The sequence below is a fragment of the Enterobacter cloacae complex sp. 394I7 genome (genome assembly GCF_057320345.1).
Genome location: NZ_JBXWCR010000001.1, coordinates 731,450 through 744,164, shown reverse-complemented (window position 1 = coordinate 744,164; position 12,715 = coordinate 731,450). Strand labels below are relative to the sequence as shown.

Sequence of the window (12,715 nt, the reverse complement as noted above, 5' to 3'; positions counted from 1 at the left end):
CTAGAGTGGGCTTTTTTTTGCCTACACCGCAACAAAAGCGTGCCGGTTTCGCCCTGCACGTTTTGCCTGATAGAGCGCCTGGTCGGCGGCTATAATGATGTTCTGCTGGCTGCCCGCGATATCCACGGCACGCGCAGTGGAGATCCCGACGCTAACCGTGACCCGCCCGAAGGGACTGAAAGCATGTTCAATATGCAGCGAAAAGACATTGCGAATGATCGTCTGACCGAGGCGGAGCGCTTCCTGGATATCCGTGTCAGGCAGGATCAGTGCAAACTCTTCCCCGCCATAGCGCGCCACAACCTGGTTGTCCCGGTTGAGGCTCTCCCTGAGGCTATTTCCCAGCAGGGTTAAACAGCGGTCCCCTTCGGGATGACCATAGTTATCGTTGTATTTTTTGAAGTAGTCCACATCGACAATCAACACCGAAATCGGGGCGTCGCTGGCCGCACAGGCCGCAATTTCTGACAGAATTTTTTCATCAAAAATGCGTCGGTTGAAAAGCCCGGTTAGCGCATCTTCAGACGCAATAATCTTCAGCGCTCTGTTATCCCGTGTTTTTCTGGATAAATCGGAATAGAGGAAACAGGACGCCGCAATGAGTATCGCGGTAAAAACCAAAATGAGGACAGAAAGCTGGAGAGCCTGCTTGCGCCAGGGGGCGAGTGCTTCTTGCGTACTGACCGCCACGGTGGTGACGAGCCCGTAGCGCTTGTTCTTCTCGAAAGCATAAATGCGTTCGATTTTATCAAACCGTGAGACAGAGCTGGCGATACCCGCGTTTTGTACCTTGAGGTATGTCCTGAAGAGAGGCGAATCCGAAACAATCGCGCCAATGTAATTATTTTTAAACGGATGACGTACCAGCAACACGCCTGACTGGGTTGTTAAGCCGATCACGCCTGAGTGTCCAATATTGATCTGCCCGTATAACGCCAGAAAATTTTCGATACCCAGCGTAACCACAACGACACCGTTAAACGCGCCGGTAGGGGTTTCCAGCCGACGACTAATGGTTATGACCCATTTACCATTCGTTCTGCTGACCACCGGCTGGCCAATAAAAATCTGCTGGCTCTTATTTTCTTTGTGGTAGATAAAAAACGACCTGTCCACCCCTTTCCGGGGTCCGGAAAAACTTTCATGCAGTGCCGTAAAAATATTCCCTTGCGCATCGTAAACAACCACATTATTTATCTGGATAAGAAGATTATCCTGATTGCTTATCATCCGCTGGATATTTTTGGCCTGTTGTGGGGTCATGCCATAAATTTTGATTATGTCGGAAACCGAAGTAATCAACATTTCACTTTGGCGCATGATCCCTTCGCTGTACACGTCTAAGGTATGGCTCAGGTTGGCAACGCTGGTGTTTATTTGCTGGATTGACTGCTGCCTGGACGTGGTAATTTGGACGGCAAGCGACAGCGAAATGATCAATGAGACAATGATGACGGTAATAGTTGTTGTGTAAAAAGTATTTTTCACATGCACGAGCTCTTCCACCTTATCACGCCTGACATCCCTGGCTGACAACTAGAGTCACTGTAACAAAGCTCAGGATAAGAGGAAAATGAATTGCACTTAAGCATACAACAGAAATCTGATGATATTTCGCTTTTCGCAAACGGGCATCAGATATTATTACTGGGCCCCTTTCACAGAAAAAATCTCTTACAGACTGACCTTCTCCAGGGGCTTAGATAAGATGACTTTAATAAATTCTTTATACGAGACCGGTTTACCAAAATAGTATCCCTGCAACAGGGTAATCTGATTACGGTTGAGATAGTCCAGTTGCTCCTTCGTTTCTACCCCTTCAGCCACGATATGCAGTGAGAGTTTTTTCGCCAGGTCAATCACACATTCCAGCAGGATCGTAGAGTCTTTCGCCTCTGATACCCGGTTCACGAAACTTTTATCGATTTTAATATAATCAATCGCCAGCGCGTGCAGACAGGAGAGTCCGGAATACCCGGTCCCAAAGTCATCAAGCGCAATGACGAAACCGGCGTTATGTAACGCAGTGAGATTTTCCACCAGATGAGGATTATCGATCAGCGGTTCACGCTCGGTCACTTCGAGAACCAGTTTGACCTCTTTACCATAAAAGCCTTTTCCAAAGACCCGGCAGTCAGCGATAAAAGAAGGCGCATTGATGTGTCTGGCGCTGATGTTCACCCCGATGTAAAATCCGTCCGGCAACTTAGGCAAAAGCGGCTTAAGCTCGGTCACCACTTTCGCCATTAAATTTTTGGTCAGCGGAATTATCAGACCGCTGCGCTCGGCAATCGGAATAAAAACATCCGGTGGGATAAAGCCTGATTTTGGGTGCTTCCACCTTGCCAGCACTTCCACGCCATACAAACCGCCGGTATCGCCATTCACGATCGGCTGATAGTACGGAACGATCTCGCCGTGGATGATGGCTTTACGCAGATCGTCTTCAAACGAGCTGCTTTTCCCCCTGTAGCGACGGATAAGAATGCCAACAGCTACAGATAACGCAAGGATAAGCAGTATGAGGCTCCATCCCTGATGCAGTAAACGCGTCAGGCTGAAAAAGGCGGGAGGCTGCCAGGCCATGCTAAACGGAAAATGTGCCGATGCTGTTAAGGAACCCGCCCACTTCACGGGGGGCCAGCCGGTCACATCGCCCGCGCCGGCTATTGCTTTATCGCCAACAACCAGCCTCAGTCCCGTGTTGTTTGCTGCACTCGCAATAACATCCCGCAAATGCGCGTCGCTAACGCTTACGATAACGCGCCCTTTCGCGACGGGCATCTGAAAAAGTAACACCGGAATGCCGTTCACCAGGCGATTACCGGGGAGCAGCATCAATCCTTTGTTGGGCAGCGTCTGCGGGCGAACAATCAATACGCCGTTTCCGGGAAGGGAGGTACAGACGATCCTACCCTGCTGCTCAATCATAATGGCGCGAAGATGCGGTTTCAGCGCAGCTTCCGAACCCAGTTCACGCTGTCCGGTGTCGGTACACCCTGCAGCGGCGACCCGTTTTGCTGTATCTGCAGCACTGACAGCCTCAGCAAGAATGGCCTCAATTTTACGCGTGCTTGCGGCGGCGGTTTCGGCATAATTTGACCGGGCCATATGCCACAACTGCCAGTTAATGATCAGCATGCCACTCAGAAACACAAATAAGGCACACAGAATGGGGAGCATAACGTTGCGCACGATTTTTTCCTTAAGAGAAAAACGCTCATTTATGACCTGTATAAGGCGATCGCCTGGCAAACTCTGCGCTGCTTAAAGCAATGTGAAAAGTTTAGTTAAGATTTATCTTAAAAAACTGGTACTTCCGCATGAGTTACTCTGACTGAATAAGATAAACCTCCGTTATTATCAGGCTTGTGCCTTGCCCTGGCTGTGTTAAGATTTGTCAAATCAGGGAGCGAACGGGACAACTGGAAAATGAAAAAGATCATTGCCGTTGCTATCATTTCAACGTTGCTGGTCGCCCTCTCTCTCTACGCGGTTAATGCGGTTATCGTGGCCCAGCAAAAGAGCAAACAGCTCGAGGTTTCCCATTCCCTTTTGCAATATTCAGAAGGCCTCTCTCAAAGTGTGGCGCAGGCGCTCAAAAGCATTACTACACAGGGTTGTGATAAAACCAGTCTCGATAGTTACAGGCAGATAAAGTTAGATAGCCTCTATTTCGGGGATATCGGTTTTATTGAAAAGGGGAAAATAGCCTGTACTGCTTTTTGGGGTAAACTCGCCACTCCCGTTGCCCTTCCTGCAGAGCTGCATAAAACGCCACGGGGTTTTCTTCTGGCTCAGTTTTCCAGAAAAGATTTTTTTACAGGCAATGCGGCAATTTATAATAACGTGATTATATTCACCTCCCGCTATGCTTACGATAAGTTCACGCCGATTACGGCGAACTATTCACTGAGTACGACGACCAAAGATTTCGGCAGAACATTTTTCTCAGCCTCCCCGGTGATAAAAGAACAGAGCTGGCTGCATTCGAATCTGTTTACCTTAACCCTGACGCAGTGCAGCGCCGTATGGGATTTGTGTGTGATCGTGAAGCATCACAACGCAGGGCTGGCTTCATTGTCTCTGGTGGTGTTTACCCTTCTCACGGCAATTCTGGCTTTCATCTGGATAGCGATCACTCTGTTTTTCTTCCGCATCTATGAAGATCGGTTCTCACTGGAGCGCACGCTGGTTAACGCGGTAAAAGCCAATACCATCAGCGTTAACTACCAGCCCATTATTCGAATCCAGGATAAAAAAATGGTGGGCGTTGAAGTTCTGTCGAGATGGCGCGATAACAATCATGGAGAGGTCTCGCCTGAGCTCTTTATTCCCTTAATTAAGAAAATTGGCCTGTATCAAAAGTATTATATCAATATCATCGAAAAATCCCTGGCAGAAATCGCCTCGCTGGCGATTAAACATCAGCTGGTGATTTCATTAAATATTGGCCGAACCGAGATTGAAGACGGGCAATTCATTAAGATTCTGTGTCGTGAGTGTTTAGTGAATAGCATTCCACTCTCCTTGATAAAAGTCGAACTCTCTGAAAAGGCGGTTTCCACTGCGGATGTTCTCGAAGGGTTCTGTCAGGCGTTAAAATCATTGGGTGTGAGAATATCAATTGACGATTTTGGAGTACAAAACTCTAACCTCGCCCGCATATCGCTTCTGGAATACGATGAGATCAAAATAGACAAATCGCTGGTAGATGGTATTAATGAGCATTATAAACAGAATATATTCGTCATCTTTAGTGACGCCCTCGCCAGACTGAATAAAACGCTCGTCTTTGAAGGTGTGGAAAGCGAAACGCAATATCGCTTTATCGCTGACCGGTATCCTGATGCCCTGATTCAGGGGTGGTATTTCTCTAAATCACTGACCATTGGTGAACTGACGCAGCAACTTAACAACGATAAGCAAAAACCAGCGCGTTAACGTGTCAACATTGACGACGTGACGGCTCTGCATAGCGTCCAGTTATAATTCACGACGTTGAGTTTTAGCTCTCCGCAAACCTCACCGTAACGCTGCATGCGGCGCTCCCGGAAAAACGCCCTCAGTGATTCAGGCAGACAGTCTGCCTGGTAGCGCAACAGCGTAGTGTGCCAGAACGGCGCTGGCAAAGGGGTATTGCCATGGCGTAAGCGCAACGCCGCTTGCCAGTCCGTGGTTAACAGACGTTCACAAAACGCCTGCCGCTGCCTCAAGGCAAGTGTATCGGGTATGCCTGCAAGCAAGAGCTGGTTGGGCAATGCCACCAGCCTGAGTTCCCGAACCGTGATGCCCAGACCGGCAAAAGGGGTCCATGCGTCGATAAGCTGATGCGTCTTCGCCGGTAACGGTGCATTCTCGTCGTAGAGAGGGAGCGTTATGGGTACGAAGGTGAAATGGAAGCCGGATGGCGGCTGGAGGTCTACTAACGAGTCGTGGCGGGTCAACGCCCGCAGTTCCCGAAACAACATGTCGAGAGACGCGGTCATTTCCGGCTGGAAACCTGTCGCCAGTGCGAGCTTTTGCGTAGCATAAAACGGCTCCCTTACCGCTCCGATACCGTCCCGCTTTTCCCAGAGCGCCAGCGTCTTAGCGTTGGTGTCGTGGTAATGTTTTTCCAGATCAGACGTTTCCATTTCTTTCCTAAAAACATATAGTCGTCACATTCAGACCGTAGATTACCCTGAAGCACACTCTCATTTGGTTAAAACGTGAAAAATTCTCTGTTGTTTCCGCTGGTACTCTTTTTCCTGATCGTTATTTTCGCCCTGCTCATCGGTAAACCCTCAACGCACATCCCGGATAAAAAATGCATGTGGTCCGATAGCGTGATGCTGAGCTGTTTAGCAAAGCATCATCACAACGGTTTTTGAGGCGGACTATTCATTTCCCCACTGATTGAGGAAGTTCGCAATATCATCAATGCGCGCGCTACGGATGCCGGCTTTACTCGCCATCTCTTGCTGGGCTTCCTCGCTGATCTCTTCATTGTTCGATAAACGGGTGAGCAGCAACTGGAAATAACAGGCAAGAGGATCGCGCTCTGCCTCACTTACCGGCTCCGCGGCTTCCGACGCGTATTCATCGACGATGTCATAATACTTAAGTGGAATTTCATTGGGCATAAACAGTCTCTTCTCTGACCTTTAAGGGTAATGCGTAAGTATATCGGACGGCACTCTTAGACCAAAGCCTTGTTAATCAACGCAACCACAATGCAATCAATGCAGCCAGCGCCGGTAAAGCCTGAACATAGAGTATTTTTCGGCTGGCGGTCATGGCACCGTAAATGCCCGCAATCAGCACGCAGGTCAAAAAGAAGAAGACCACAGGAACACCGCTTTCACCAAGCCACAGTCCCCAGAGCAGTCCCGCCGCCAGAAAACCGTTATACAACCCCTGATTTGCGGCCAGCACACGGGTATCGCGTGCAAAATCAGGGCTGAGATTAAATGCCTTGTGGCCTGTTTTTGTGTTCCACAGGAACATTTCCAGCACAAGTATGTAGAGATGAATTAATGCAACAATAGCGACAAGGATCGTAGCTAACATCTTGCAGTCTCCCGCAGGCAGAGGAAAAAAACGGGGACCTTCTGGCCCCCGTTCACGTTTAACCCAGAATCTGGATGACATATTCGCGATGATCGCGTCGCCAGACTCTGAACATTTTAGCATCTTCTATAGCGTTAACGATCGGGCCAGCGACTTCAACCATTTTATATGGCGCATCAACGTGACACCGGAACGTACATTAACTCAGAACGCTTCCGTTCCATACCTCTCCGAGATTTATTACCCGGTCATTATTGTATGCACCAGAGGCATTCAGGTTTTTCAGCGGGCTCCAGTCATTGTTCCAGGGGATAAACATGGTTGCTTTAGGGTATTTCTGAAGAATAACACTCACTAAATTTGCATAATCAAACTGGCCGTTAATTGTTGATGGCCCCACCTCAGCAAAGGCAAACGGCTTATTCAATGCCACCATTTCATCGTAACCGTTTACAGTGGCAGGATTGTCTGTATACAAGTCCAGGCCAGTAATATCAACATACTCTGCGCCAGGGTAATAAGATGTCTTATAATCCCGGTTTGCATCAGGAGAGAAGACCCAGAGTAAATTGTTTAACCCTTTCGTTTTAACGAAATAGTTAAAGATATCCTGATACAGGCGTCGATACAGATCCATACGTACAGTATCGTTTGTATTCTCACCGGTTGCCCCCCACCAGAACCACTCGCCATTCATCTCATGCAAGGGTCGATAAAAGACGGTGACACCTTTCTCATTCAGTTGCTGTAGGCCCTGAGCGACCTTATCAAGCATTGCCAACCAGCGTCCACGCGACGGTGTTCCAGACTGTAAGATTGCAGAAAATTCATCATTACTCACAGGATGCTTGAGAGCCCCCTTTCCATCACCAGGATTATTCCCCGCAAAACAAGGGTTTGGTAAATGGTGGCTGATCGCGACCAGTCCGCCTTTTTTCCAGTGGTCGATCAGATCGGCATTACAACCAAAATCGATCAAACTGGCTTCCTCTCCTGGGGTACAGGCATCCCAGCCACGGGCATAGTCAGCGCTATAAATAGCGGGGAATTTCCCGGTCAGGGCCTGCAGGTCTTTTCCTTGTTGCAGGGAAAAAGCATCGACGCCGCCGATATTGCTATAGCCACCAAAAATACCTGAAATGAGCTTTTTACCCTGTCGTTCGGACAGACCACTCAACCACTGATAAATCATTTTCGCATTATTATCTGCAGACTGATTTGCGGGTATTACAGTAAAAGTACTCATTTGTAGAATATCCTTACGTCTCGATTGGAAAATACATGGCAATGAATGACCATGCGTGTTTGCTATGTACACAATAAAACCGACATTACCCGGCTTTATTTTTTCGTACAGTTTGTCTCACTTTTCCCACTACCGCGGAAAGTGCCAGCGCAGCAATACCGTTTGATTAAACAACTTGCTGCGACAGGGATATTTATATCAGCCGTCTGCTTAAAATGATGCTAATTCACGTTGTGCTATCTCCCGTAATACGAGTGATATTCCGCACACCAGAAAGTTATGCTGACAACAGAATTAATGAGGGTTTCACCGTAATCGCGTCGTACCCGATAAGTCAGATCAGGTATTCATGAGCGCGGCACCGGGTGAGGCCGGACACCATAACAATGAATTTAGTGAGACGTGGAATTAAGATATTCAAGAAATTTTGGGGCATACATCGCCGAATCAAACGGCGAAAGCGCATGATGGCCCGGTAAAGCGTGGACGGTAAATGCTATTTAAGTGAGGGTTTTGATAACCTTACGAAATAGGATAATAAAAAACGGGACCCCATCGGCTCCCGTTCTTGTTTAACCCAGACTCTGGATTACATGTTCGCGATAATCGCGTCGCCAAACTCTGAACATTTCAGCAGCTTAGCGCCTTCCATCAGACGTTCGAAATCGTACGTTACGGTTTTGGCGTTAATCGCGCCTTCCATACCTTTAACGATCAGGTCTGCGGCTTCGAACCATTCCATATGACGGAGCATCATTTCTGCAGACAGGATGATAGAACCTGGGTTCACTTTATCCTGGCCGGCATATTTTGGTGCCGTACCGTGGGTCGCTTCGAACAGTGCGCACTCGTCACCGATGTTCGCACCAGGAGCGATACCAATACCGCCAACCTGCGCCGCCAGGGCGTCGGAGATGTAGTCACCGTTCAGGTTCATACAGGCGATAACGTCATATTCAGCAGGACGCAGCAGGATCTGCTGCAGGAACGCATCGGCGATCACATCTTTAATGATGATCTCTTTGCCGGTGTTCGGGTTCTTGATCTTCTGCCATGGACCACCGTCAATCAGCTCACCACCGAACTCTTCCATCGCCAGCTGGTAGCCCCAGTCTTTGAATGCGCCTTCGGTGAACTTCATGATGTTGCCTTTGTGAACCAGCGTCACAGAGTCACGGTCGTTGGTGATCGCGTATTCAATAGCCGCACGCACCAGACGTTTAGTCCCTTCTTCGGAGCAAGGCTTGATACCGATACCGCAATGTTCAGGGAAGCGAATTTTCTTCACGCCCATCTCTTCGCGCAGGAATTTAATCACTTTCTCTGCGTCAGCAGAGTCTGCTTTCCACTCGATGCCCGCGTAGATGTCTTCTGAGTTTTCGCGGAAGATAACCATGTCGGTCAGTTCAGGGTGCTTAACCGGGCTTGGGGTGCCCTGATAGTAACGAACCGGACGCAGACACACGTACAGATCCAGCTCCTGACGCAGCGCAACGTTCAGGGAACGAATACCGCCACCGACTGGAGTTGTCAGAGGGCCTTTAATAGCAACGCGGTAGTCGCGGATCAGGTCCAGCGTTTCAGCTGGCAGCCAAACGTCCTGGCCATAAACTTGAGTAGATTTTTCACCGGTGTAAATTTCCATCCAGGAAATTTTACGCTCGCCTTTGTAGGCTTTCTCAACAGCGGCATCAACCACTTTCAGCATTGCCGGGGTAACGTCTACACCGATACCGTCACCTTCGATGAACGGGATAATCGGATTGTGAGGAACGTTAATCTTGCCGTTTTGCAGGGTGATCTTTTTACCTTCCGCCGGAACAACTACTTTGCTTTCCATTAACCTCTCCTTCGAGCGCTTCTGGTTGTTACTGATCTTATGTTAATAAATTGTAATGAGCCCTTCGATAGTACCTGATTGTCCGACGCCATGAAAGGTCTTCGTTAATAGGCTATAATGCGGCAATTGATAACGTCTGAAAATACCATGAAGAAAACTTCTTTTACAAAACACCGGGTTGAGCGATTCAGCTCACGACAAGCCGCCAGAAGACCACAAGAATCCCAGCCAAAGCGGGTTATTTTGTTCAATAAACCCTACGATGTTTTGCCGCAGTTTACTGACGAAGCCGGACGCAGCACGCTGAAGGATTACATTCCTGTTCAGGGCGTCTACGCCGCCGGCCGTCTGGACCGGGATAGCGAAGGACTTCTGGTCTTAACCAACGATGGTGCCTTACAGGCCAGGCTCACTCAGCCGGGCAAACGCACGGGAAAGATTTACTTCGTCCAGGTTGAAGGTGAACCGGATGAAGAGACGCTGGCGACATTACGCCGCGGCGTGACGTTAAACGATGGTCCTACCTTGCCTGCAGGTATTGAGCTCGTCAGCGAGCCGGAATGGCTGTGGCCACGCACGCCGCCGATCCGCGAGCGCAAATCTATCCCGACGAGCTGGCTCAAGATCACCCTTTATGAAGGCCGTAATCGCCAGGTGCGTCGGATGACCGCACACGTGGGCTTCCCTACCCTGCGACTTATTCGCTACGCCATGGGCAACTACACCCTGGATTCACTGGCAAACGGTGAATGGCGGGACGTTACCCCTTAAGGAGTCACTATGTTTAAACCGCATGTCACGGTCGCCTGCGTGGTTCACGCGCAAGGTAAGTTTTTGGTCGTAGAAGAGAGTATTAACGGCAAGGCGCTGTGGAACCAGCCAGCCGGGCACCTTGAAGCCAATGAAACCTTACTGCAGGCCGCTAAACGAGAACTGTGGGAAGAGACCGGTATCCACGCGGAGCCGCAGCACTTCATCCGTATGCACCAGTGGATTGCCCCTGATCACACCCCGTTCCTGCGCTTTTTATTTGCCGTCGAGCTTAGCGAAACGTGCGCCACAGAGCCGCAGGACGATGATATCGATCGCTGCCTGTGGGTCACTGCCGAAGATATCCTAAATGCGCCAAACCTGCGCTCGCCGCTGGTTGCCGAGAGTATCCGCTGCTGGCAGTCTGCTGGTCGCCTGCCGCTTGAGGTGATTGGAGAATTTAACTGGCCGTTTACAGAGGGTGCCAATGGTGGGGGGGCGTGATAGAATACGCCGCCTTGAAGTTCAATGTCGTGAGTATTCCATGTCAGATAACAGCCAGAAAAAAGTGATCGTCGGCATGTCCGGCGGTGTCGATTCCTCCGTTTCCGCCTACCTGTTGCAACAACAGGGCTATAAGGTGGAGGGCCTGTTCATGAAGAACTGGGAGGAAGATGATGGCGAGGAATATTGCACTGCTGCTGCGGATCTCGCCGATGCGCAGGCGGTGTGCGATAAGCTGGGCATTGAACTGCACACCGTTAACTTTGCCGCAGAATACTGGGACAACGTCTTCGAGCTTTTCCTGGAAGAGTACAAAGCCGGTCGTACCCCGAACCCGGACATTCTGTGCAACAAAGAAATCAAATTTAAAGCCTTCCTGGAATTCGCCGCAGAAGATCTGGGCGCAGACTATATTGCGACCGGGCACTACGTGCGTCGTGCCGATGTGAATGGCAAAAGCCAGCTGCTGCGCGGTCTGGATGGCAACAAAGATCAAAGCTACTTCCTGTATACACTCAGCCACGAACAGATTGCGCAAAGCCTGTTCCCGGTAGGCGAGCTTGAAAAGCCGCAGGTGCGTAAAATCGCCGAAGAGCTGGATCTGATCACCGCGAAGAAAAAAGACTCCACCGGTATCTGTTTTATCGGCGAGCGTAAATTCCGCGATTTCCTTGGTCGTTACCTGCCGGCACAGCCGGGCAAAATCGTTACCGTCGACGGTGATGAAATTGGTCAACATCAGGGGCTGATGTACCACACGCTGGGCCAGCGTAAAGGGCTGGGTATTGGCGGCACCAAAGAAGGCAGCGAAGATCCGTGGTACGTCGTAGATAAAGATGTCGAAAACAATATTCTGGTTGTTGCTCAGGGCCACGACCATCCGCGTCTGATGTCCGTCGGCCTCATCGCACAACAGCTGCACTGGGTCGATCGTGAGCCGCTGAAGGGTACGCTGCGCTGTACGGTAAAAACACGCTATCGCCAGACCGATATCCCTTGTACCGTCACCGCGCTGGATGATGAACGCATTGATGTGCGTTTCGACGAGCCGGTTGCGGCGGTCACCCCAGGCCAGTCCGCCGTATTCTACAGCGGCGAAATCTGTCTGGGCGGCGGGATCATTGAACAGCGCCTGCCGCTGCCGGCCGTTTAACACGATTGCACACATAAAGGAGAACGTGTGGCGAAGAACTATTATGACATCACCCTGGCACTGGCTGGAATTTGCCAGTCTGCCCGTCTGGTGCAACAGCTGGCGCATCAGGGTCATTGCGATGCTGACGCGCTGCACGTTTCACTCAACAGCGTTATCGACCTCAACCCCGGTTCGACTCTGGGTGTCTTCGGTGGGAGTGAAACCAATCTTCGTCTCGGTCTTGAAACTTTGCTTGGCGTGCTTAACGCCAGTAGCCGTCAGGGGTTGAACGCGGAGCTGACCCGCTACACGTTAAGCCTGATGGTGCTGGAGCGTAAGCTCAGCGCGGCTAAAGGCGCGCTTGATACGCTCGGTGACCGCATTGCCGGGCTGCAGCGCCAGCTCGACCATTTTGATCTGCAGTCCGAAACGCTGCTCAGTGCCATGGCCGGCATTTATGTTGACGTCATCAGCCCGCTGGGCCCACGTATTCAGGTCACCGGCTCTCCTGCCGTGCTGCAAAGCCCGCAGGTTCAGGCAAAAGTACGCGCCTCCCTGCTGGCAGGTATTCGTGCCGCCGTGCTGTGGCATCAGGTTGGCGGTGGCCGCCTGCAGTTAATGTTTTCTCGTAATCGCCTGACGACTCAGGCAAAACAAATTCTTGCTCATTGTTAACCTCCCGGAGTTG

12 protein-coding genes are annotated in these 12,715 nt (G+C 50.3%); 5 read left to right on the top strand and 7 right to left on the bottom strand.

The window, feature by feature from the left end:
- Nucleotides 1–21: 21 nt before the first annotated feature.
- Complete coding sequence (locus AC2FAP_RS03580; protein ID WP_032679672.1) at nucleotides 22–1,494, bottom strand: sensor domain-containing diguanylate cyclase; 1,473 nt, start codon at nucleotides 1,492–1,494, stop codon at nucleotides 22–24.
- Nucleotides 1,495–1,674: 180 nt separating this feature from the next.
- A complete protein-coding gene (locus AC2FAP_RS03575) occupies nucleotides 1,675–3,195 on the bottom strand; it encodes an EAL domain-containing protein (RefSeq protein WP_449541562.1) in 1,521 nt (506 codons plus the stop codon).
- A gap of 237 nt (nucleotides 3,196–3,432) precedes the next feature.
- Between AC2FAP_RS03575 and AC2FAP_RS03570 the strand changes: the two genes are divergently transcribed.
- Complete coding sequence (locus tag AC2FAP_RS03570) at nucleotides 3,433–4,944, top strand: EAL domain-containing protein (RefSeq protein WP_047366431.1); 1,512 nt, start codon at nucleotides 3,433–3,435, stop codon at nucleotides 4,942–4,944.
- Here AC2FAP_RS03570 and AC2FAP_RS03565 read toward each other — a convergent pair.
- The 5 genes from AC2FAP_RS03565 to icd form a co-directional block, all read right to left on the bottom strand.
- A complete protein-coding gene (locus AC2FAP_RS03565; RefSeq protein WP_148575879.1) occupies nucleotides 4,941–5,636 on the bottom strand; it encodes a hypothetical protein in 696 nt (231 codons plus the stop codon). The two genes, AC2FAP_RS03570 and AC2FAP_RS03565, sit on opposite strands and share 4 nt — an antisense overlap.
- A gap of 243 nt (nucleotides 5,637–5,879) precedes the next feature.
- Complete coding sequence (locus AC2FAP_RS03560) at nucleotides 5,880–6,125, bottom strand: YmjA family protein (protein WP_449541561.1); 246 nt, start codon at nucleotides 6,123–6,125, stop codon at nucleotides 5,880–5,882.
- 76 nt (nucleotides 6,126–6,201) lie between these two features.
- Nucleotides 6,202–6,552: a DUF1304 domain-containing protein gene (locus AC2FAP_RS03555; protein ID WP_020884453.1), complete on the bottom strand. Its 351-nt coding sequence runs from the start codon at nucleotides 6,550–6,552 to the stop codon at nucleotides 6,202–6,204.
- Nucleotides 6,553–6,751: 199 nt separating this feature from the next.
- Complete coding sequence (locus AC2FAP_RS03550; protein ID WP_309162167.1) at nucleotides 6,752–7,798, bottom strand: glycosyl hydrolase; 1,047 nt, start codon at nucleotides 7,796–7,798, stop codon at nucleotides 6,752–6,754.
- Nucleotides 7,799–8,387: 589 nt separating this feature from the next.
- On the bottom strand, nucleotides 8,388–9,638 hold the full coding sequence (icd, locus tag AC2FAP_RS03545) for an NADP-dependent isocitrate dehydrogenase (protein WP_014169617.1): 1,251 nt from the start codon (nucleotides 9,636–9,638) through the stop codon (nucleotides 8,388–8,390).
- A gap of 117 nt (nucleotides 9,639–9,755) precedes the next feature.
- Here icd and rluE point away from each other — a divergent pair, with 117 nt between their 5' ends.
- Genes rluE through hflD form a run of 4 tightly spaced genes read left to right on the top strand, consistent with a single transcriptional unit; the run spans nucleotide 9,756 to nucleotide 12,702 of the window.
- Nucleotides 9,756–10,409 carry a 23S rRNA pseudouridine(2457) synthase RluE gene (gene rluE, locus AC2FAP_RS03540; RefSeq protein WP_032681233.1) on the top strand — a complete coding sequence of 218 codons (654 nt, stop codon included), beginning with the start codon at nucleotides 9,756–9,758 and terminating at the stop codon, nucleotides 10,407–10,409.
- 9 nt (nucleotides 10,410–10,418) lie between these two features.
- Nucleotides 10,419–10,892, top strand: a complete 474-nt coding sequence (locus AC2FAP_RS03535) for an NUDIX hydrolase (protein ID WP_049023567.1) — start codon at nucleotides 10,419–10,421, stop codon at nucleotides 10,890–10,892.
- 40 nt (nucleotides 10,893–10,932) lie between these two features.
- A complete protein-coding gene (mnmA, locus tag AC2FAP_RS03530) occupies nucleotides 10,933–12,045 on the top strand; it encodes a tRNA 2-thiouridine(34) synthase MnmA (RefSeq protein ID WP_032670452.1) in 1,113 nt (370 codons plus the stop codon).
- Nucleotides 12,046–12,072: 27 nt separating this feature from the next.
- On the top strand, nucleotides 12,073–12,702 hold the full coding sequence (gene hflD / locus AC2FAP_RS03525) for a high frequency lysogenization protein HflD (protein ID WP_014169611.1): 630 nt from the start codon (nucleotides 12,073–12,075) through the stop codon (nucleotides 12,700–12,702).
- Nucleotides 12,703–12,715 lie beyond the last annotated feature (13 nt).

Bases quoted from the DNA above. Each gene is read 5' to 3' on its own strand.
- AC2FAP_RS03570 (WP_047366431.1), top strand. From the start codon at position 3,433: ATGAAAAAGATCATTGCCGTTGCTATCATTTCAACGTTGCTGGTCGCC.
- AC2FAP_RS03565 (WP_148575879.1), bottom strand. From the start codon at position 5,636: ATGGAAACGTCTGATCTGGAAAAACATTACCACGACACCAACGCTAAG.
- AC2FAP_RS03560 (WP_449541561.1), bottom strand. From the start codon at position 6,125: ATGCCCAATGAAATTCCACTTAAGTATTATGACATCGTCGATGAATAC.
- AC2FAP_RS03555 (WP_020884453.1), bottom strand. From the start codon at position 6,552: ATGTTAGCTACGATCCTTGTCGCTATTGTTGCATTAATTCATCTCTAC.
- AC2FAP_RS03550 (WP_309162167.1), bottom strand. From the start codon at position 7,798: ATGAGTACTTTTACTGTAATACCCGCAAATCAGTCTGCAGATAATAAT.
- icd (WP_014169617.1), bottom strand. From the start codon at position 9,638: ATGGAAAGCAAAGTAGTTGTTCCGGCGGAAGGTAAAAAGATCACCCTG.
- rluE (WP_032681233.1), top strand. From the start codon at position 9,756: ATGCGGCAATTGATAACGTCTGAAAATACCATGAAGAAAACTTCTTTT.
- AC2FAP_RS03535 (WP_049023567.1), top strand. From the start codon at position 10,419: ATGTTTAAACCGCATGTCACGGTCGCCTGCGTGGTTCACGCGCAAGGT.
- mnmA (WP_032670452.1), top strand. From the start codon at position 10,933: ATGTCAGATAACAGCCAGAAAAAAGTGATCGTCGGCATGTCCGGCGGT.